This is a genomic window from Dongia sp. (assembly GCF_041905885.1).
GTDB lineage: Bacteria > Pseudomonadota > Alphaproteobacteria > Dongiales > Dongiaceae > Dongia.
Map to the genome: position 1 here is coordinate 63,360 of NZ_JAYRKD010000009.1, position 17,632 is coordinate 80,991.

18 protein-coding genes are annotated in these 17,632 nt (G+C 68.1%); 12 read left to right on the plus strand and 6 right to left on the minus strand.

Annotated features, from left to right (window positions below; translation table 11 throughout):
• Complete coding sequence (locus ACH2CY_RS11520) at positions 1-717, plus strand: precorrin-2 C(20)-methyltransferase (RefSeq protein ID WP_395019133.1); 717 nt, start codon at positions 1-3, stop codon at positions 715-717.
• Entirely contained in the window at positions 714-1,460 is a 747-nt protein-coding gene (cobJ, locus tag ACH2CY_RS11525; RefSeq protein ID WP_395019134.1) for a precorrin-3B C(17)-methyltransferase, read from the plus strand. The genes ACH2CY_RS11520 and cobJ overlap by 4 nt, the downstream gene beginning before the upstream one ends.
• On the opposite strand, the gene ACH2CY_RS11530 is transcribed toward cobJ, so the two are convergent.
• Complete coding sequence (locus ACH2CY_RS11530) at positions 1,427-2,185, minus strand: cobalt-precorrin-6A reductase (protein WP_395019136.1); 759 nt, start codon at positions 2,183-2,185, stop codon at positions 1,427-1,429. The two genes, cobJ and ACH2CY_RS11530, sit on opposite strands and share 34 nt — an antisense overlap.
• On the opposite strand from ACH2CY_RS11530, the gene cbiE reads away from it, so the two are divergent.
• The 3 genes from cbiE to cobF are packed head-to-tail and all read left to right on the plus strand — an operon-like array spanning position 2,184 to position 4,920.
• Positions 2,184-3,383: a precorrin-6y C5,15-methyltransferase (decarboxylating) subunit CbiE gene (gene cbiE, locus ACH2CY_RS11535; protein WP_395019138.1), complete on the plus strand. Its 1,200-nt coding sequence runs from the start codon at positions 2,184-2,186 to the stop codon at positions 3,381-3,383. The genes ACH2CY_RS11530 and cbiE overlap by 2 nt on opposite strands.
• Positions 3,380-4,165: a precorrin-4 C(11)-methyltransferase gene (gene cobM, locus ACH2CY_RS11540; RefSeq protein ID WP_395019140.1), complete on the plus strand. Its 786-nt coding sequence runs from the start codon at positions 3,380-3,382 to the stop codon at positions 4,163-4,165. Before cbiE ends, cobM begins: the two co-directional genes overlap by 4 nt.
• On the plus strand, positions 4,162-4,920 hold the full coding sequence (cobF, locus tag ACH2CY_RS11545; RefSeq protein WP_395019142.1) for a precorrin-6A synthase (deacetylating): 759 nt from the start codon (positions 4,162-4,164) through the stop codon (positions 4,918-4,920). Before cobM ends, cobF begins: the two co-directional genes overlap by 4 nt.
• Here cobF and ACH2CY_RS11550 read toward each other — a convergent pair.
• Entirely contained in the window at positions 4,917-5,621 is a 705-nt protein-coding gene (locus tag ACH2CY_RS11550; protein ID WP_395019144.1) for a RibD family protein, read from the minus strand. The genes cobF and ACH2CY_RS11550 overlap by 4 nt on opposite strands.
• Positions 5,622-5,755: 134 nt before the next feature.
• Here ACH2CY_RS11550 and ACH2CY_RS11555 point away from each other — a divergent pair, with 134 nt between their 5' ends.
• The 3 genes from ACH2CY_RS11555 to ACH2CY_RS11565 are packed head-to-tail and all read left to right on the plus strand — an operon-like array spanning position 5,756 to position 9,527.
• Positions 5,756-7,057 carry an NAD(P)/FAD-dependent oxidoreductase gene (locus tag ACH2CY_RS11555; RefSeq protein WP_395019146.1) on the plus strand — a complete coding sequence of 434 codons (1,302 nt, stop codon included), beginning with the start codon at positions 5,756-5,758 and terminating at the stop codon, positions 7,055-7,057.
• Positions 7,044-8,018 carry a phosphoribosylaminoimidazolesuccinocarboxamide synthase gene (locus tag ACH2CY_RS11560; RefSeq protein ID WP_395019148.1) on the plus strand — a complete coding sequence of 325 codons (975 nt, stop codon included), beginning with the start codon at positions 7,044-7,046 and terminating at the stop codon, positions 8,016-8,018. The genes ACH2CY_RS11555 and ACH2CY_RS11560 overlap by 14 nt, the downstream gene beginning before the upstream one ends.
• Entirely contained in the window at positions 8,019-9,527 is a 1,509-nt protein-coding gene (locus tag ACH2CY_RS11565) for an AAA family ATPase (RefSeq protein WP_395019150.1), read from the plus strand. It begins immediately after the preceding gene.
• On the opposite strand, the gene ACH2CY_RS11570 is transcribed toward ACH2CY_RS11565, so the two are convergent.
• Positions 9,517-10,338 (minus strand): lysophospholipid acyltransferase family protein, encoded by an 822-nt coding sequence (locus ACH2CY_RS11570; RefSeq protein WP_395019152.1) that lies wholly within the window; start codon positions 10,336-10,338, stop codon positions 9,517-9,519. The two genes, ACH2CY_RS11565 and ACH2CY_RS11570, sit on opposite strands and share 11 nt — an antisense overlap.
• Before the next feature lie 60 nt (positions 10,339-10,398).
• Positions 10,399-11,607, minus strand: a complete 1,209-nt coding sequence (locus ACH2CY_RS11575) for an MFS transporter (protein ID WP_395019154.1) — start codon at positions 11,605-11,607, stop codon at positions 10,399-10,401.
• Between the two features lie 74 nt (positions 11,608-11,681).
• Here ACH2CY_RS11575 and ACH2CY_RS11580 point away from each other — a divergent pair, with 74 nt between their 5' ends.
• The 3 genes from ACH2CY_RS11580 to ACH2CY_RS11590 all read left to right on the plus strand — a co-directional run bounded on the left by ACH2CY_RS11580 (position 11,682) and on the right by ACH2CY_RS11590 (position 14,990).
• The gene (locus ACH2CY_RS11580; protein WP_395019155.1) at positions 11,682-12,197 is read left to right on the plus strand and encodes a DUF1993 family protein; all 516 of its coding nucleotides are present in this window, start codon (positions 11,682-11,684) and stop codon (positions 12,195-12,197) included.
• A gap of 76 nt (positions 12,198-12,273) precedes the next feature.
• Positions 12,274-14,574, plus strand: coding sequence for a propanediol/glycerol family dehydratase large subunit (locus ACH2CY_RS11585; protein ID WP_395019157.1), 2,301 nt, complete (start codon positions 12,274-12,276; stop codon positions 14,572-14,574).
• Entirely contained in the window at positions 14,571-14,990 is a 420-nt protein-coding gene (locus tag ACH2CY_RS11590; RefSeq protein ID WP_395019158.1) for a diol dehydratase small subunit, read from the plus strand. The genes ACH2CY_RS11585 and ACH2CY_RS11590 overlap by 4 nt, the downstream gene beginning before the upstream one ends.
• Here the strand turns inward: ACH2CY_RS11590 and ACH2CY_RS11595 are convergent.
• Entirely contained in the window at positions 14,984-15,214 is a 231-nt protein-coding gene (locus tag ACH2CY_RS11595; protein ID WP_395019160.1) for a DUF1127 domain-containing protein, read from the minus strand. The two genes, ACH2CY_RS11590 and ACH2CY_RS11595, sit on opposite strands and share 7 nt — an antisense overlap.
• Before the next feature lie 17 nt (positions 15,215-15,231).
• Positions 15,232-15,447, minus strand: coding sequence for a hypothetical protein (locus tag ACH2CY_RS11600; protein WP_395019161.1), 216 nt, complete (start codon positions 15,445-15,447; stop codon positions 15,232-15,234).
• 196 nt (positions 15,448-15,643) lie between these two features.
• Here ACH2CY_RS11600 and ACH2CY_RS11605 point away from each other — a divergent pair, with 196 nt between their 5' ends.
• Positions 15,644-17,614, plus strand: a complete 1,971-nt coding sequence (locus ACH2CY_RS11605) for a BTAD domain-containing putative transcriptional regulator (protein WP_395019163.1) — start codon at positions 15,644-15,646, stop codon at positions 17,612-17,614.
• Positions 17,615-17,632 lie beyond the last annotated feature (18 nt).

The following is a 17,632-nucleotide window of genomic DNA, read 5'->3' on the forward strand; positions in this document are numbered from 1 at the left end:
ATGGGCAAGGTGATCTGCGTCGGCCTCGGCCCCGGCGATCCGGAATTGATGAGCGTGCGCGCCGACCGCCTGGTCCGCGCCGCGCGCCATGTCGCCTATTTCTGCAAGGAAGGCCGGCAGGGTCACGCGCGGCAGATCGTCGACGGCATTATTTCGCCCGACGCCGTCGAGTATTCGATGGAATATCCGGTGACCACCGAGATCCCGCTCGACGACCCTCGCTACAACGAAATGATGGCCGCCTTCTACGCCGACTGGTCGGCGAAGATCGCGACCGTGGCGCGCGACACCGACATCGTCGTGCTCTGCGAGGGTGATCCCTTCTTCTACGGTTCCTTCATGCATCTCCACGCGCGGCTGCAGGGCAAGGTCGAGATCGAGATCGTGCCGGGCATCACCGGCATGTCGGGCTGCTGGACCAGCACTGGCCAGCCGATCACCTGGGGTGACGATGTGCTGACCGTGGTGATGGCGACCTTGCCCGAGGCCGAGCTCAGCCGCCGCATCGGCGATACCGACGCGCTGGTGGTGATGAAGATCGGCCGCAACCTGCCGAAGCTGCGCCGCGCCCTGGAGAAGAGCGGCAAGCTGCAGCAGGCCTGGCTGATCGAGCGCGGCACCATGCCCGGCCAGAAGGTGCAGCGCCTGGTCGATGCCGGCGAGAGCGTGCCCTATTTCTCGATCGCCGTGGTGCACGGCCAGGGTCGCAGGCCGTGAGCGGCTGGCTCGCCGTCGCTGGGCTCGGGCCAGGCAATGACGCGCTGGTGACGCCCGAGGTGCAGGCGGCACTCGCGGCCGCGACCGACGTGGTCGGCTACACGCCCTATGTGGCCCGCGTCGCGCCGCGGCCTGGCCTGGCCCTGCATCCCTCCGACAACCGCGTTGAGCTGGAGCGCGCGACGCACGCGCTGACCATGGCCGCGGCAGGGCAGGGCGTGGTCGTCGTCTCTTCCGGCGATCCCGGAGTCTTCGCCATGGCTTCGGCTTTGTTCGAGGCGCTGGAAGCGGGGCCCGCGGAATGGCGCGATCTCGACATCCGCATACTGCCCGGCATCACCGCGATGCTGGCGGCTGCCGCGCGGCTCGGCGCCCCCCTCGGCCATGATTTCTGTGCCATCAACCTGAGCGACAACCTGAAGCCCTGGGACGTGATCGCGCATCGTTTGCGCATGGCGGCGCGCGGCGGCTTCGCGATGGCCTTCTACAACCCGCGCTCCAAGTCGCGGCCGCACCAATTCGCTGAGGCGCTCGACATCCTGCGCGCCGAATGCGGCAACGACCGGCTGATCTCCTTCGCCCGCAACGTCAGCAAGCCCGACGAGCGGCTGGAGACGGTGACGCTCGGAGAAGCGACGCCGGAGATGGCCGACATGCGCACGGTGGTGATCGTCGGCAATGCCGAGACCCGGCGTGTCGGCCGCTTCGTCTACACGCCGCGTTCGGCCGGCGGTGCCGCATGATCCAGCCAGTGCAGCACTGCGTCGATCGTGCCCGCGACTCGTCGTGGCGGAATCGCCGGCCGGTCGATCAGGATCACCGGAATGCCGAGCTTGCGGGCGGCATCGAGCTTGGCGCGCGCCCCCTCGCCGCCGGAATTTTTCGCGACGATCAGTTCGATGCGATATGTCTCGAGCAAGGCCCGGTCGCTCTCTTCGGTGAAGGGCCCGCGCGCGATCACCGCCTCGGCCTGCGGGAAGGGCAGGGGATCCGGCGCCGCATCGACCAGGCGCAGCAGATAGAAATGCTCGGGCCGTGCGGCGAAGGCCTGCAGGTTCTGCCGGCCGATGGCGAGGAAGACGCGGGTCGGAGTCTTGGGCAAGGCTTCCACCGCCGCCGCGATATCGGTAACCCGCGTCCAACGGTCCGCGGGCGCCGGCGACCAGGCCTCGCGCTCGAAAGCGCAGAGTTCGACGCCTTCAACCTGGCAGGCGGCGACCGCATGGGCGCTCATCTGCGCGGCGAAGGGATGGGTCGCGTCGATCACATGGGTGATCTTCTCGTCGCGGAGGTATTGCCGCAGCCCATCGACGCCGCCGAAGCCGCCGACCCGCATCGCCAGCGGCTGGCCGGCCAAGGCATGCGTCCGTCCGGCATAGGAGAAGATCGCGTCGGCGCCGCGCGCGGCGAGCGCGTTGGCGAGTCGGCTGGCCTCGGTCGTGCCGCCGAGCAGAAGGATGCGTGTCATGGCTAATTCTGGGCCTGATGCCTGGCTGAGTATCATCGGTCTCGGCGAAGATGGCCTGAACGGCCTGACCGCGGCAAGCCGCTCCGCACTCGACCGGGCGGAAATTGTCTTCGGCGGCCCGCGCCATCTCGAATTGGCGGGAGTCGGCGCGCGCGGCCGGCCCTGGCCCGTGCCTTTCTCGGTGGCACCAGTCTTGGAATTGCGCGGCCGCCGCGTCGCCGTGCTCGCCTCGGGCGATCCCTTCTGGCACGGTGCCGGCGGCACGCTCGCCGCGCATCTTTCGTCAGAGGAATGGCGCGCCTTTCCATCGCCCTCGACCTTCTCGCTCGCCGCGTCGCGCCTGGGCTGGCGCTTGGAGGAGGCCGTTTGCCTCGGCCTCCATGCCGCGCCCTTCGAGCAGCTCGTCCCCATCCTGTCGCCCGGCGTGAAGGCGCTCTGCCTGCTGCGCGACGGCGCCGCACCGGCGGCTTTGGCCGCATGGCTGACCGCGCGCGGCTTCGGCGCGTCGCAGCTCCATGTGCTGGAGGCGCTCGGCGGACCGCGCGAGCGGCTGCGCCAGGCAACAGCGCAAGATTTCAATCTCACCGACGTCGCCGCGCCGGTGGCCGCGGCGATCGACACCGCCGGCGCCAAGGGCCTGCCGCGCGCCGCCGGCCTGCCCGATGATCTTTTCGCCTCGGACGGCCAGATCACCAAGCGGCCGATCCGCGCGCTGACGCTCTCCGCCTTGGCACCGCGCCCCGGCGAAACTCTCTGGGATGTCGGCGCGGGCTCGGGCTCGATCTCGATCGAATGGCTGCTCGCGGCACCCGCGACCCGGGCGATCGCGCTGGAGCCGCTCGCCAAACGCTGCGCCAATATCGGCCGCAACGCCGCAGCCTTCGGCCTCGCGCATCGGATCGACATCGTCGAAGGCGGTGCACCCGATGCGCTGAAAAGTCTGCCGAAGCCCGATGCCGTCTTCCTCGGCGGCGGCGCCTCGGAAGCCGTGCTGCAGTATTTGTGGGACCAGCTCGTACCCGGCGCGCGGATCGTGGCCAATGCGGTCACCCTGGAGACCGAGGCGCTGCTGACCGACTGGCACGCGCGCGTCGGCGGCCACCTGCTGCGGGTCGAGCTGGCCGATGCCGCGCCGCTCGGTCGGATGCGTGGCTGGGAGCGGGCGCGGCCGATCATTCAATGGAGCGTCACCCGATGACCGTGCATTTCATCGGCGCCGGCCCCGGCGCCGCCGACCTCATCACCTTGCGCGGCCGCGACCTGATCGCCGCCTGCCCGGTCTGCCTCTATGCCGGATCGCTGGTGCCCGAGGCCTTGCTCGCGCATTGCCCGCCGGGCGCGCGCATCGTCAACACCGCGCCGCTCACCCTCGACGAGATCGTCGCCGAGATCAAAGCCGCGCACGAGAAGGGCCAGGATGTGGCGCGGCTGCATTCCGGCGATCTCGCGGTCTGGTCGGCGATCGGCGAGCAGCTGCGGCGCCTGCGCGCCGAGAATATTCCCTATGACATCACGCCCGGGGTGCCGGCCTTCGCCGCCGCCGCCGCCGCCCTGGAAACCGAACTCACTTTGCCGGAGATCGGACAGTCGCTGGTGCTGACCCGCACCTCCGGCCGGGCCTCGCCGATGCCGGAGAACGAGACCCTGGAGAATTTCGCCAGGACCGGCACCACCTTGGCGATCCATCTCTCGGTCCATGTGCTCGACGAGGTGGTGGAGCGGCTGGCTCCCTATTACGGCGCCGACTGCCCGGCCGCGGTGATCTGGCGCGCGAGCTGGCCGGACCAGCGGATCGTCCGCGCGACCCTCGGAACACTCGTCGCGGCTACCGAAGGCGAGCGCGGCCGCACCGCGATCATCATGGTCGGCCCGGTCCTGGGCAACGCGGATTTCCGCGAAAGCGCGCTCTATGCCGAGGGCTATGACCGCCGCTTCCGTCCGACCGGCGCCGCGCCGCGCTTCCCCAAGGGGACCGAATGAGCCTCACGCTGGTCCTGATCGGCATCGGCACCGGCAACCCGCGGCACCTCACGCAGGAGGCGGTCGCTGCGATGAACGAGGTCGACGCGCTGCTGATCCCGCGCAAGGGGCCGGACAAGGAGGACCTCGCGGAACTCCGGCGCGAGATCTGCGCCCGCAATCTGCGCGCACCCGGCCCGCGCCTGCATGAGTTCGATCTCCCGGTGCGCGACGAGAACACGCCCGACTACCGCCGCCGTGTCGACGACTGGCATGACGCGATCGCGGCGACCTGGTCGCGCGCCTTGGCCGAGGCCTTGCCCGGCGGCGGCAAGGCAGGCTTCCTGGTCTGGGGCGATCCTTCGCTCTACGACAGCACCTTGCGGATCGTGGAACGGCTGCGGCAACGCATGCCGCTGGAACTGCGGGTGATACCGGGCATCACCGCGATCCAGGCGCTGACCGCCGGCCATGGCATCACCTTGAACGAGATCGGCGCGCCTTTCGTGGTCACCACCGGCCGCCGCCTGCGCGACGCCGGCTGGCCGCCGGCCGCCGATACCGTGGTGGTGATGCTCGACGGCAGCTGCTCGTTCCAGAGCCTGGATCCCGCCGGCATCTCGATCTGGTGGTCGGCCTATGCGGGGATGGAGACCGAGATCCGCATCGCCGGACCGCTCGCCGAAGTGACCGCGCGCATCGTCGCCGCGCGCCAGGCCGCCCGCGAAGAGCATGGCTGGATCATGGACATCTACCTGCTGCGCCGCGGCGCCTAGCCGGCGCGGGGCGGCGTCGCCGCATAGCGCAGATGCACCATGCCATGCTCGAGCGGCGTCGCGGATGTGAAGCTGAGCTCGCATTTGCCGGCGAGCCCGCCCGGATGGAAGACGATGCCGTGCTGGCTGCTGTCGCCGTCGAAGGCCGGGCCGATCAGGACATGGACCTCATCGACCAGGCCGGCGGCGAGGAAGCTGCCGTTCACCGTGCCGCCGCCTTCGAGCAGCAGCCGCTTGATGCCGAAGGCGCGGTTCAGGGTCTCCAGCATCGCCGCGAGGTCGATCTGCGGCCCTTCCGCGACGATGTAGGAAACGCCGTCCGCCGCCAGTTCCGCCAGATGCGCATCGCCGACCTCCCGGCCGAGCAGCGCGATCATGTGGTCGCCCCAGACCGTGCCGCCGGAGAAATGCGCCTTGCCCGACGGATCCAGCACGACGCCGTAGCCCTTCGCCTGCCGGGCCGCCACATGCAGCGGCCGCGCGACCTTCGGCAGGGTCGCCGGCGGATGGGCCGCGGCCTTGCTCATCTCCTGCATGGTGACCCGGCCGACGATCCAGGCATCGCCGCCCAATGTCTCATGCACCTTCTCGAACATGGCGCCCCAATCCTTGCGCTCGCCGTCGGGAGTCAGGGTCCAGCGGCTGGGATGCTGGCGCCCGTCGAGGGACGACGTCATCAGCATGATCAGTTCGGGCTTCATGGGGCTTCCACGGATTGCTGCCGCCCGGCAGAAGACGCCCGCCGGCGCGGAATGTCAAAGCCGCTGGCTTGCGGCATTGGAATCTGCCGTCAATTCTGCTTAGTTCCGCCGGTGAAATTTCCGCAGACCCCCGCATGCCCGAATCCTACATAGACACCTATTACCGGCGCAGCATGGCCGATCATCCGGCCTATCCGACGCTTTCCGCTTCGCATCAGGTCGACGTTTGCGTGGTCGGCGGCGGCCTGGCTGGGCTTTCCACCGCCACCGAATGCCTGCAGCGCGGGCTCAAGGTCGCGCTGCTGGAGCGGCACCGGATCGCCTGGGGCGCGTCGGGCCGCAACGGCGGCTTCGTCACCGCCGGCTATGCGACCGGCCATGCGCAGATCGCGCGCCGCACCGGCGAGGCGGGGGCCAAGGCCTTGCACGATCTCTCGGTCGAAGGCGTGCGGATCGTGCGCGAGAATATCGACCGACTCGACCTCGCGCGGGTCAACCCGACGCCCGGCATCCTGCGCGCGATCCGCTATGACGACGCGGCCGGGCTGCAGGCGGAGGTCGCCGAGGCGAAACGGAAGTTCGGTGCGACCCTGCACTACCTCTCGCGCGAATCGGTGCAGGAGAAGCTGAAGAGCAAGGCCTATTTCCAGGGCCTCTATTCGCCCGACGCCTTCCACTTCCATCCGCTGAACTACGCGCTCGGCCTCGGCGCGGCGGTCGCGCAAAAGGGCGGCCTGATCTTCGAGCAAAGTCCCGCGACCGCCATCGCCCGCAAGGCCGGCGGCTTCACCGTGACGGCGGCCGGCGGCAAGATAGAGGCCGGGCATGTCGTGCTCTGCAGCGGCGGCTACACCGATCGTCTCTCACCCGCCTTGCACCGCGCCTATCTGCCGATCGCCACCTACATGCTGCTGACCGAACCGATCGCCGACATCGCACGGGCCATCAACACGCCGGCGGCGGTCGCCGACGACCGGCGCGCCGGCGACTACTACCGGGTGGTGGACGGCAACCGCATCCTCTGGGGCGGCTGCATCACCACCCGGACCGCGGATCCCGCCAACCTCGCCGAAATCATGCGCCGCCGCATCGTCGACACCTATCCGCAGCTCCGGGACCTGAAGGTCGCCGCGGCCTGGTCCGGCCTGATGTCCTACGCCCGGCACCTGATGCCGCAGATCGGCCGCACGCCGGAGGGCCTCTGGCATGCGACCGGCTTCGGCGGGCATGGCATGAACACGACGACGATTGCCGGAAGGGTGGTCGCCGAGGCGATCGCCGGCGAGAGCGACCGGATCAAGCTTTACGCCCCCTTCGGCCTCGACTGGAATGGCGGGCCGTTCGGCCGCATCGCGGTCCAGGCGACCTACTGGTATCTTCAGGCCATGGATGCCTGGCGCGAAAAAGGAGCCCACAAGCCGCATGCTCGACCCTGACCGCATCCGCGCCGCGATCCCCAACGTCCTCACCGAAGCGCATTTCCCCGAACTCCCGAACTACTATCGCGGCAAGGTGCGGGAGAACTACGATCTCGCCGATGGCCGTCGCATCCTGATCTCGACCGATCGGCAGAGCGCCTTCGACCAGGTGCTGGCCGCGGTGCCCTTCAAGGGCCAGGTGCTCACCGAGACCGCGCGCTTCTGGTTCGAGGCGACCCGGGACATCTGCCCCAACCACGTGCTCGACTATCCCGATCCCAACGTCGTCATCGGCCGCCGGCTCTCCATGCTGCCGGTCGAGATGGTGGTGCGCGACTATCTGACCGGCTCGACCGACACCGCGATCTGGCCGATGTATCGCGACGGCAAGCGCACGGTCTACGGCGTCGCGCTGCCCGACGGCATGAAGAAGAACGACAAGCTGCCCGGCACGATCCTGACGCCCACGACGAAAGCGGAGCAGGGCGGCCATGACGCGCCGATCACGCCGCAGCAGATCGTGGCCCAGGGCTTGTTGAGCCAGAAGCAATGGGACGAGGTGGCGGCGCTGTCGCTGGCCATCTTCGCCCGCGGCCGCGAGATCGCCGCCAGGAACGGCCTGATCCTGGTCGATACCAAGTTCGAGTTCGGCCTCGATGACCAGGGCAAGATCGTGCTGGCCGACGAGATCCTCACCCCCGACAGCAGCCGCTACTGGAAAGCCTCCAGCTACGCCGCGCGTCACAACGCGGGCGAGGAGCCGGAGAGCCTGGACAAGGAATTCCTCCGGCTCTGGATCTCCGCGCGCTGCGACCCCTACAAGCAGCCGATCCCGGAGATCCCCGCCGACACCCTGGTCGAGTTCGCGCAGAAATACATCGCGCTCTACGAGACCGTGACCGGCAAGAGCTTCGGCGCGCCGCCCGCCGGCGAGAAGGTCAAGGACCGCATCCGCCGCAACCTGGCGAAATTCTTCTAGATGAGTGAAGAAGCGCAACGCGAGACCGTTGCCTTCCTCTCGGACCCGCGGGCGCATGGCGGCGCCGAAGTCGAGACCATCACCACCCATGCCTCGCGGATCTTCATGGCGGGCGAGCGCGTCCTGAAGCTGAAACGCGCGGTCCAATACTCCTACCTCGATTTCTCGACGCCCGAACTTCGCCGCGGCTCCTGCGAGGAGGAGCTCCGGCTCAACCGCCGCACCGCACCGAACCTCTATCTCGACGTCCAGCCGGTCACCCGCGAAGCCAACGGCCTTGCGCTGGGTGGCAAGGGCGAGCCCGTCGACTGGGTCGTCGTCATGCGCCGCTTCCCGCAGGAAGCGCTGTTCAGCCACCTCGCCGAAGCCGACCGGCTGACGCCGGACCTGATGCGCCGCCTCGCCGACAACATTGTCGCCTTCCACCGCGATGCCGAAATCACACCGGATTTCGGCGGCGTCAAAGGCGTCGAACAGGTCATCCGCATCAACGACGAGAATCTGCGCCGTGACGGTCCGCCGGTGATCCCGGTCGGCGAGGCCGAAGCCTTGACCGCGGCGGCCCGCAAGGCCGCCGGCGACCTCGCCGACTTGCTGGAGCAGCGCCGCATCGCGGGCAAGGTGCGCCAATGCCATGGCGATCTGCATCTCCGCAACATCTCCCTGATCGACGGCGAACCCACGCTGTTCGACTGCATCGAGTTCAACCCATCGCTGGCGGCGATCGACGTGCTCTACGATCTGGCCTTCCTGCTGATGGACCTGCGCTATCGCGGCCATGGCACCGAAGCGGCGATCGTCTTCAACCGCTATATGGACGTCAGCGACGAGAGCGACGGCATCGCCGCCATGCCGCTGTTCCTCTCTCTGCGGGCCTGGGTCCGGGCCCATGTGACCGCGACCGCCGCGAAGAGCGGCGCCGGGGACGCTGCCGAAGCGCGCCGCTACTTCGACCTCGCCCGCGATCTGCTGAAACCACGCCCGCCGCGGCTCGTCGCTGTCGGCGGCCTGAGCGGCACCGGCAAGTCCACGATCGCCGCGATCCTCGCCGGCCGTCTCGGCCTCACGCCCGCGCGCGTGCTGCGCAGCGACGTGATCCGCAAGCGCCTGTTCGGCGCGGCGCCGGAGCAGCGCCTGCCGGCGGAAGCCTATGCCCGCGATGCGACCGAACGCGTCTATGCGCAGCTGGAAGCCGAGGCGCAAGCCGCCATCGCAGCCGGCAGCAGCGTGATCATCGATGCCGTCTCCGCCAAGGCGGAGGAACGCACCGCCTTCGCCGCCCTCGGCGAGCGCTTGAGCGTTCCCTTCGACGGAATCTGGCTTGAAGCACCGCCGGAAATCCTGTGCGCCCGCGTCGGCGCCCGGAAGAACGACGCTTCCGATGCCGATCTCGCGGTCCTGGAGCGGCAGCTCGGCTACGATCTCGGCGCGATTGACTGGCACCGCATCGACGCGTCACCGGCACCCGAAGCTATTGCAGACGCCGCGCTGAAGGCGATCAGCCGGTGACTGCCAGCGCCTCGGTCTTGTCGCGGAGATAGCGGCAGAGGCTGCGCGGGTCGCGCATCTCCCGCAGCGTCTCGTAGGGCAGCACGTCGCCGATCGTGGCGCTGAAGCTGCCGCCGATCTTGTTGGCGACCTCGTGCAGCAGATAGGCCATGCGCGCGGTCATGCCGATATGGCTGGCGATCTGGAACATGCGGCTGTTCTGGCCGGGGAAGAAGATCGGCACCACCGGCGCCCTGGCCTCATGCACCAGCCGCGCGGTGAAATGCTTCCACTCGAAATCGACCGCCTTCTTCGCGAACAGGCTCGGCGTGGTGGCGACGCCCCCGCCCGGAAACACGATGATGCAGCCGCCGCCCTTCAAGTGCGCCCGCGCCACCGCGCGACTCTGCAGGTTGGTGCCTTGCGCCGTCGGGGTGGGATCGAAATCGATCGGCAGAATGTAGTTCCGCAGCTCCGCGTCCGGCGGGTAGAGCCTGGAATTGGTCAGCACCTTGAAGTCGCGCCGCACCCGGTTGGCGAGATGCCCGATCAGCAGGCCGTCGATCAAGCCGAACGGATGGTTGGCGACAATGACCAGGGGACCCGAGCGCGGCAGGGCTTCGAGCTTCATCGGATCGTAGTCGACCGAAAGCCGCATCAGCCGCATCGCCGCTTCCCAGAAGTCGACGCTGCCCCGAAGCTCGGTCTGGTAGATCTTGTAGAGCCGCTTCAGCTCGAGCTGGCCGGTGGTCGCCTCGATGAGATGGATGAAGGCGCGGGTCAGCCGGCTGTCGCAGGGACTGGCATAGCTGAGATCGATCGCGGCATGCATGGCTTGGACGCTAGCAGCGATTCGTGACGCCCGCGCCGCAACCGCGTGACGGTTTGATGTCTAGCGCCGCCCGCCGGCCAGCTTCTCCGCTTCCGGCCGTTGCCGCAGCCTCGCCATGGCATAGATGCCGAAGACCGGACCCGCCGCCAGGAAGACGAAGACCTGCGACCAGCCGATCCGGTCGACCAGGAACGGCACCATATGGATCGTGAACATGGTCAGCAGGAATCCGGCGCAGGTCTGGATGGTCAGCATGGTGCCGATCTGCTCCGGCGGCGAAAGCTCGGTGATCGCGGCGGAGAATTGCGCCGAATCCGCCACCACGCTGATCCCCCAGATCACGCAGAGGATGAGCAGCAGCGTGGGATTGCCGCCGAACAGATGCCCGACCAGCACCGCGCAGCTTCCGCTCGTGGCGAGCGCCACCATGGTGATCCGCGTCCGGCCAAAGCGATCGGCGGCAAGTCCGGCGATCAGGCAGCCGATGGCGCCGGAGCCCACCGTCAGGAAAGCGCCGACCCGCGCCCAGTAGGCGGCGTCTGCACTCATCATCGTGCGGTCGAAGCTCGCCTGCAGGAAGACCGCGATCCAGGCCCACATGGCATAGAGCTCCCACATATGGCCGAGATAGCCGAAGTTGGCGAGGCGCAGCGCCGGCATGCGCCAGGCATCCAGCGCCGCGCCGAAGCGGAAGGTGCGCGGCTTGGCGCGGTTGGGCCCGAGCCCGGCGAGGTTGATCATCAGCGCCGCGCCCAGGGCGGCGATGGAGGTCGCGGCGATGGTGGCGCGCCAATCGACACCGCCGAGCGCGTTGAACAAGTGCGGCGCCGCCGAGCCCAGGGTCAGCGCGCCGACCAGCATGCCGACCAGCAGGCCCAAGTCACCGCGCGCCCAGGTCGCGGCCAGTTTCATGCCGACCGGATAGATTCCGGCCATCGCCGCACCGGTGATGAAGCGCAGCAGCGGCGTCAGCGGCGAGGTCGGCGGCACCACCAGGATCAGCGCATTCGCCCCGCAGGCGACCAGCGCCGAGAGGGTGAAGAGACGCCGCGGGTCGAATCGGTCGGCGAGACCGAGCAGCGCGCTCGTCAAGGTGCCCAGGACGAAGCCGGCCTGCACCGCGCTGGTGAAGAGCGATGCGCTGAACGCGTCGATCGCCGCGGCCTGCCGCAGGCTGGGCACGATCGCCGTCGCGGAAAACCACAAGGAGAGTGCGAGTACCTGTGCCCCACACAATGCCGCCAGCGATGGCCACTTACCTTTCAGCATGGCGAGACCCGTATCACACTCCGGGCGGATCGGCTAAGGTCACGGCACGCAACATTCTCACCGTCGAGGTTCCGATGTCGCCTGCCATGTACAACGCGTCCGTTCCGGTCTTCCGCCAGATGCTCTCCGCGCTCGCCGGCATCATCGACAAGACCATCGCCCATGCCGAAGCGAAGAAGATCGATCCGGCGGTCTATGCCAACGCGCGGCTCTATCCCGACATGTTCCCCTTCGCGCGCCAGATCGGCGTCGCGACCGACTTCGCCAAGGGCGCCAGCGCCAGGCTCGCCGGAGTCGAAGTGCCGAAATTCGAGGACACCGAGGTGACGCTCGCCGATCTGAAGGCACGGCTGCAGAAAACCCTCGACTTCCTCGCCACCCTGAAGCCGGAACAGTTCCAAGGCGCCGAGACCCGCGACATCACCATCCAGCTCCGCGGTACGCCGACGGTGTTCAAGGGCCAGCCCTATCTGCTGCATTACGCGCTGCCGAACTTCTATTTCCACACCACCACCGCCTACGCCATCCTGCGCCATAACGGGATCGAGATCGGCAAGCCGGACTTCATCCATCAGCTGATCACCGCCTGAGGGTTGCGACTCTACACAGAGTCGTGACAGCGCCGCCACAACGGGTCTAGGATCGCCGCCGGAAGAGGGGCGGCGTATGGACGACACGGCGAAACCGGCTGGGGCAAATCCCAGTGGAGCGAATCGGTGGCGGCGCTTCGCCGATTGGGACGAGCGCCCGCTGCGCCTCGACCGCTTCGCCGTCGAGGACGCCGAGAACGGCTTCGCCGCCTTCGCAAGCCCGAACGACCCGAAGCCCGGCCTGGAGCTGAAGAACGGCCGCGTCGTCTCGCTCGACGGCAAGGCCGAGGCCGATTTCGACATGATCGACCTCTTCATCGCCCGCCATCACATCGATCCCGAGATCGCGCCCCAGGCGATGGCGATGGATTCGGCAGCGCTCGCCCGGATGCTGGTCGATTTCAACGTGCCCCGCACCGAGCTAACGCGCCTCGCCCATGGCCTCACCCCCGCAAAGCTCGCCGAGGTGGTGGCCCAGCTGAACGCCATGGAGATCGCCTTCGCCTATTCCAAGATGCGGGCGCGCAAGACTCCCGGCAACCAGGGCCATGTCACCAACGCCAAGGACGACCCGCTGCAATTGGCGGCCGATGCCGCGACCGCGGTGGCCTTCGGTTTCGACGAGATCGAGACCACCCAGCGCGTCGCCCGCAACGCCTGGTCCAATGCGGTCGCGTGTGCTGTGGGCGGCGCGGTCGGACGCTGGGGCACGCTGTTTCAATGCTCCTCCGAAGAGGCCGAGGAATTGCAGATCGGCATGGCCGGTTTCTCCTCTTATGCCGAGACCGTCTCGGTCTACGGCACCGAGCGCGCCTTCATCGACGGCGACGACACGCCCTGGTCCAAGGCTTTCCTGGCCGCCGCCTATGCCTCGCGCGGCATCAAGATGCGCTGCACCTCCGGGGCAGGCTCCGAGCTGCTGATGGGCTTCCATGAATCGAAGTCGCTGCTCTATCTCGAGGCCCGTTGCCTCTGCCTGCAGCGCGCCATGGGCGTGCAGGGGACGCAGAACGGCGGCATCGATGGCGCGCCGGTAACTTCGACGGTGCCTGGCGGCGTTCGAGAATTGCTGGCAGAGAACCTGCTGGCGGTCTGGCTCGACCTCGAATGCGCATCGGGCAACGACGCGCGGAGTTCGGAGTCCGAGATGCGGGTCGCCGCCAAGATCACGCCGACCTTGCTCGCCGGTTCCGACCTGGTCTGCTCCGGCTTCGGCACCATCAAGGCCTATGACAATTCCTTCAATCCCTCCTCCTTCAACGGCGAGGAGATGGAGGATTTCCTGGTCCTGCAGCGCGACTTCGAGGTCGATGGCGGTCTGACGCCGGTCGATGAGAGCAAGGTGCTGGACGTCCGCGGCCGCGGCCTCGACGCCATCGCCGCCGTCTTCGAGGAGCTCGACCTCGGCAAGCCGACGCCCGCCATGAAGGCCAGCGTCCAGGTCGCCTCCGGCTCGGCGGAGACTAACAGCTATACGCCGCGCGATGTTTCCATCATCAGCGACGCGATCAAGGCCCGCGGCATCACCGTGGTCGACGTGATCCTGGCCCTGGACAAGCGCGGCTTTGCCGCAGAGGCGGAGAATCTCCTCAACGTGGTGAAGCTCCGGGTCTCCGGCGATTACCTGCAGACTTCGGCGGTGGTGCGCGACGGCAAGGTGCTCTCCGCCGTCAACGATCCCAACGACTATACCGGCCCCGGCACCGGCTATCGCCTGGGTGAGAAGCGCCGCGACGAGATCATGCATATCCGCGACGTGCTCGACCGCGAGGCGGTGTTGCGCGACCAGAACCGCCACGCCAGGACCGAGGCCCGCCGCATCGTCTACCGCGACATGGGGCCGGCCGACATCGGCGACGATCCCACCGAGGTCGTGGTCGGCATCAGCCCGGCCTTCGGGCTGAAGCTGTTCCAGACCACCGCCGGCCATTCGCTGGCGCAGGTGCTTAAGGAACTCACCGCCGGCATCAAGGCCAAGGGCGGCAAGCCGCGCATCGTCCGTTTCCGCCACACCGCGGACACCTCCTTCCTCGGCCTCTCCGCCGCCGGCATCGCCGGCTCGGGCATCGGCATCGGCATCCAGGCCAAGGGCACCGCGGTCATTCACCAGCGCGGCCGCCTGCCGCACAACAATCTCGAGCTCTTCTCCAACGCGCCGATCACCACGCTCGAGCATTATCGCCGCCTCGGCGAGAACGCCGTGGTCTATGCCCAGGGCGAGATCCCCGAACCCGTCGTCGTGCCGACCAAGGGCCAGGCCCTGGGTGCGCGCTTCCACGCCCAGACCGCACTCATCTATGCGATCGAGACCTCGCTGACCGAGGAGGGTGCCAAGCCTGAGAATGTCGAGATCAGGCTGCTGGAAGGTGCAGCATGAAGCTCGCGGTCAAGGATTACCCGCTCTCGGAGAAGCGCGCCGATCTCATCCGCACGCGCACCGGCAAGCTGCTCGATGCGATCACCGTAGAAGCGCTGAAATCCGGCGCCGCGACGATGGAAGATCTGCGCATCACCAAGGACGCCTTGCTGATGCAGGCCGAGATCGCCACCGCCGCCGGCCGCCCGCGCCTCGGGCAAAACTTCGAGCGCGCGGCGGATATGGTCGACGTGCCGCAGGATTTCCTGCTCCGCGCCTACGAACTGCTCCGCCCCGGCCGCGCCAAGTCCAAGCAGGAACTGCTCGACGCCGCCGCGACCTTCCGCGAAACCCACAAGGCCGAACGCGTTGCCGGCTTTTTGGAAGAGGCCGCGGAAGTCTACGAACGGCGCGGCCTCTTCCAGTTCCGCTACTGATTCCATGCGGCCTTGCTGCCTTCGGCCTCGGCGTCCACGCGATTGGCGCCGAAATCCTTCAGCGCGGCGTCGGAGAGGCCGAGCAGCTGGCGCCGTTCCTTGGCCCGCGCCTGCCACTCTTGCAGCGCGATCAGCGCATCGGAGAGAGCGCGCAGCGCGGCACGGGCGCGATCGGCGAAACGGATGGTCGTGCTAGACGGTGCGGTGATTTCGAAAACGGTCATGGCGGATCTCCCCTGTTTCAGCGTTGAACGAAGCTGCGGAGCGGCAGCGACGAGACCTTTGGCGCGCGGCGCCGGAAGCCGAAGACCAGCAGGTCGACCAGCCGGCTGATCGCCGACTGCAGGCCGGTCAGGCGGTCGCTGGGCTCGGTCGCCGGGCCGGCGCTCACGATCCCGACCGGATGCAGGGCGAAGCCTTCGGCGCGGCGGCCTGGCTGGTTGCGGTGGTTTTGCATGGCAGGTTCTCCTTCAGCTTCCCGGTCTCTGCCGGTGGCTGATTTCTTAGCCGGCGACCCGGGATCGCAGCGGGAGCGGACCGGGAAACCAGCGGCGCCCTCGGGATTTCCGCGTTGTTTTCAACGGGAAAAATTCGTTAAATCGCCTAAGGTTGGATCTTTTGGGCACAGGCGTGGGCATGGGCGCGGGGACCGGATGGCCGCTGCTGAGCTGACCTTGTTCGGGAAGTTCGAGCTGAAGCTGGCCGAGGGTCAGGTCGTCGATCTGCCCGGCCAGAAGGACCGTGCCTTGCTGGCCTTCCTGGCCCTGGCGCCCGGCATTTCCCATTCCCGCGACAAGCTCGCCGCCCTGCTCTGGAGCGAGCATGGCGAGGCCCAGGCCCGTGACAGCCTCAAGCACGCCCTGAGCCGGATCCGGCAAAGCCTCGCCGGCTGCTCGCCCAATGCCATCATGGCCGACCGCCAGTCGGTCCGCTTCGACGCCTCCGAACTGGCGATCGATGTGCTGCATTTCCAGCAGCTGCTTCGGCAACAGACGCCGGAGGCGCGCGAACAGGCCGGCCAGATCTGCATCGGCGATCTCCTGGACGACATCGCGATCCGCGACGCGGGCTTCGAGGACTGGCTGGTCGCGGAGCGGCAACGGCTGCGGCGGATGCTGGAGGAGGCGCTGAGCGACCTGCTGGCGCCGGCGCTTCCGGCGGCGACACGCGAGCGGGCGGCACGGCGCATGCTCTCCCTCGACCCCCTGCGCGAGACCGCGATCCGCGCGCTGATGCAGGTCCATGCCGAGCGCGGCGAGATCGCCCAGGCGCTGAGGCTGTTCGAGACCACGCGCGATCGTCTTCACGCCGAGCTCGGCGTGAAGCCCAATCCCGAAACCATCCGCCTCTACGACGAGATCCGCGAAGGGAAGTGCGCGGTCCCGCCGCAGGCGGTGCCGCAGCCGAAGACACCCGATCTCAGCCTGCCCAGCAAGCCGTCGATCGCCGTGCTGCCCTTCGAGAACCTGAGCGGCGATCCGGAGCAGGAATACTTCGCCGACGGCATGGTGGAGGATATCACGACCGCCTTGTCGCGGATGCGCTGGCTGTTCGTGATCGCGCGCAATTCCAGCTTCACCTATCGGGGCAAGTCCGTCGATGTGAAGCAGATCGGCCGGGAGCTCGGCGTGCGCTACCTCCTGGAAGGCAGCGTGCGCAAGGCCGGCCACCGCGTGCGGATCAGCGGCCGCCTGATCGATGCCGAAAGCGGCGCGCATCTCTGGGCCGACCGCTTCGACGGCAGCCTGGAGGAGGTGTTCGAACTCCAGGACCAGATCGCCGCGACCGTCGCCGCCGCCATCACGCCGAAGCTGGAGCAGGCGGAGATCGAGCGGGCCAAGAGCAAGCCGACCGAGAATCTCGACGCCTACGACCATTTCTTACGCGGTCTGGCCAGCCTCTACCGGTGGAACCGGTCCGCCAGCGACCGGGCGCTGGCGCACTTCTACGCGGCGATCGAGATCGACCCGGACTATGCATCGGCTTACGGCTACGCGGCGCGCTGCTACTCGTCGCGCAAGGTCAGCGGTTGGGTGGGCGACCGCGAGCACGAGGTCGCGGAATCGGCGCGGCTGGCACGCAAGGTCGCCGAGATCGGCAAGGATGACGCGGTGGCGCTCGGCACGGCGGGCATGGCGCTCGCCTATGTGGTCGGCGATCTCGACGACGGCGCCGCCATGATCGACCGCTCGCTGCAGCTCAATCCGAACGCCGGCTGGACCTGGCTGTTCAGCGGCTGGACCCGGCTCTGGATGGGAGAGCCCGCGCAAGCGCTCGAGCGACTTGAGCGTGCAATGCGCATGAGTCCCCAGGACCCGCAGACTTTCAATATCCGCACCGCGACGGGATGGGCGCATCTGCTCGCAGGTCGCTACGCCGACGCGGTGGACTGGGCGCGCCTGGCTTTGGCCGAGCAGCCGGACTATCTCAATGCGCTCTATGTGCTCGCGGCGGCGAGCGCCTCCAACGGCAACCAGGCCGAGGCGGAGGAGGCGATGCGGCGACTCCTTGCCAACGATCCCACCGCCCGCGTATCACTTTTGCAGCAGCGCTACCCGTTCCGGCATGCGTCGGACCGGGAGCATGTCTCGGACGCGCTGCGCCGCGCCGGCATGGCGGAGTAGGATCGTTTACAGGGAAAG

Coding starts and splice junctions, on each gene's coding strand:
- ACH2CY_RS11575 (WP_395019154.1), bottom strand. CDS start 11,607: ATGCTGAAAGGTAAGTGGCCATCGCTGGCGGCATTGTGTGGGGCACAG.
- ACH2CY_RS11600 (WP_395019161.1), bottom strand. CDS start 15,447: ATGCAAAACCACCGCAACCAGCCAGGCCGCCGCGCCGAAGGCTTCGCC.
- ACH2CY_RS11590 (WP_395019158.1), top strand. CDS start 14,571: ATGAAGCTCGCGGTCAAGGATTACCCGCTCTCGGAGAAGCGCGCCGAT.
- ACH2CY_RS11555 (WP_395019146.1), top strand. CDS start 5,756: ATGCCCGAATCCTACATAGACACCTATTACCGGCGCAGCATGGCCGAT.
- cobM (WP_395019140.1), top strand. CDS start 3,380: ATGACCGTGCATTTCATCGGCGCCGGCCCCGGCGCCGCCGACCTCATC.
- ACH2CY_RS11530 (WP_395019136.1), bottom strand. CDS start 2,185: ATGACACGCATCCTTCTGCTCGGCGGCACGACCGAGGCCAGCCGACTC.
- ACH2CY_RS11595 (WP_395019160.1), bottom strand. CDS start 15,214: ATGACCGTTTTCGAAATCACCGCACCGTCTAGCACGACCATCCGTTTC.
- cbiE (WP_395019138.1), top strand. CDS start 2,184: ATGGCTAATTCTGGGCCTGATGCCTGGCTGAGTATCATCGGTCTCGGC.
- ACH2CY_RS11560 (WP_395019148.1), top strand. CDS start 7,044: ATGCTCGACCCTGACCGCATCCGCGCCGCGATCCCCAACGTCCTCACC.
- ACH2CY_RS11605 (WP_395019163.1), top strand. CDS start 15,644: ATGGCCGCTGCTGAGCTGACCTTGTTCGGGAAGTTCGAGCTGAAGCTG.
- ACH2CY_RS11550 (WP_395019144.1), bottom strand. CDS start 5,621: ATGAAGCCCGAACTGATCATGCTGATGACGTCGTCCCTCGACGGGCGC.
- cobF (WP_395019142.1), top strand. CDS start 4,162: ATGAGCCTCACGCTGGTCCTGATCGGCATCGGCACCGGCAACCCGCGG.
- ACH2CY_RS11585 (WP_395019157.1), top strand. CDS start 12,274: ATGGACGACACGGCGAAACCGGCTGGGGCAAATCCCAGTGGAGCGAAT.
- ACH2CY_RS11580 (WP_395019155.1), top strand. CDS start 11,682: ATGTCGCCTGCCATGTACAACGCGTCCGTTCCGGTCTTCCGCCAGATG.
- ACH2CY_RS11520 (WP_395019133.1), top strand. CDS start 1: ATGGGCAAGGTGATCTGCGTCGGCCTCGGCCCCGGCGATCCGGAATTG.
- ACH2CY_RS11570 (WP_395019152.1), bottom strand. CDS start 10,338: ATGCATGCCGCGATCGATCTCAGCTATGCCAGTCCCTGCGACAGCCGG.
- ACH2CY_RS11565 (WP_395019150.1), top strand. CDS start 8,019: ATGAGTGAAGAAGCGCAACGCGAGACCGTTGCCTTCCTCTCGGACCCG.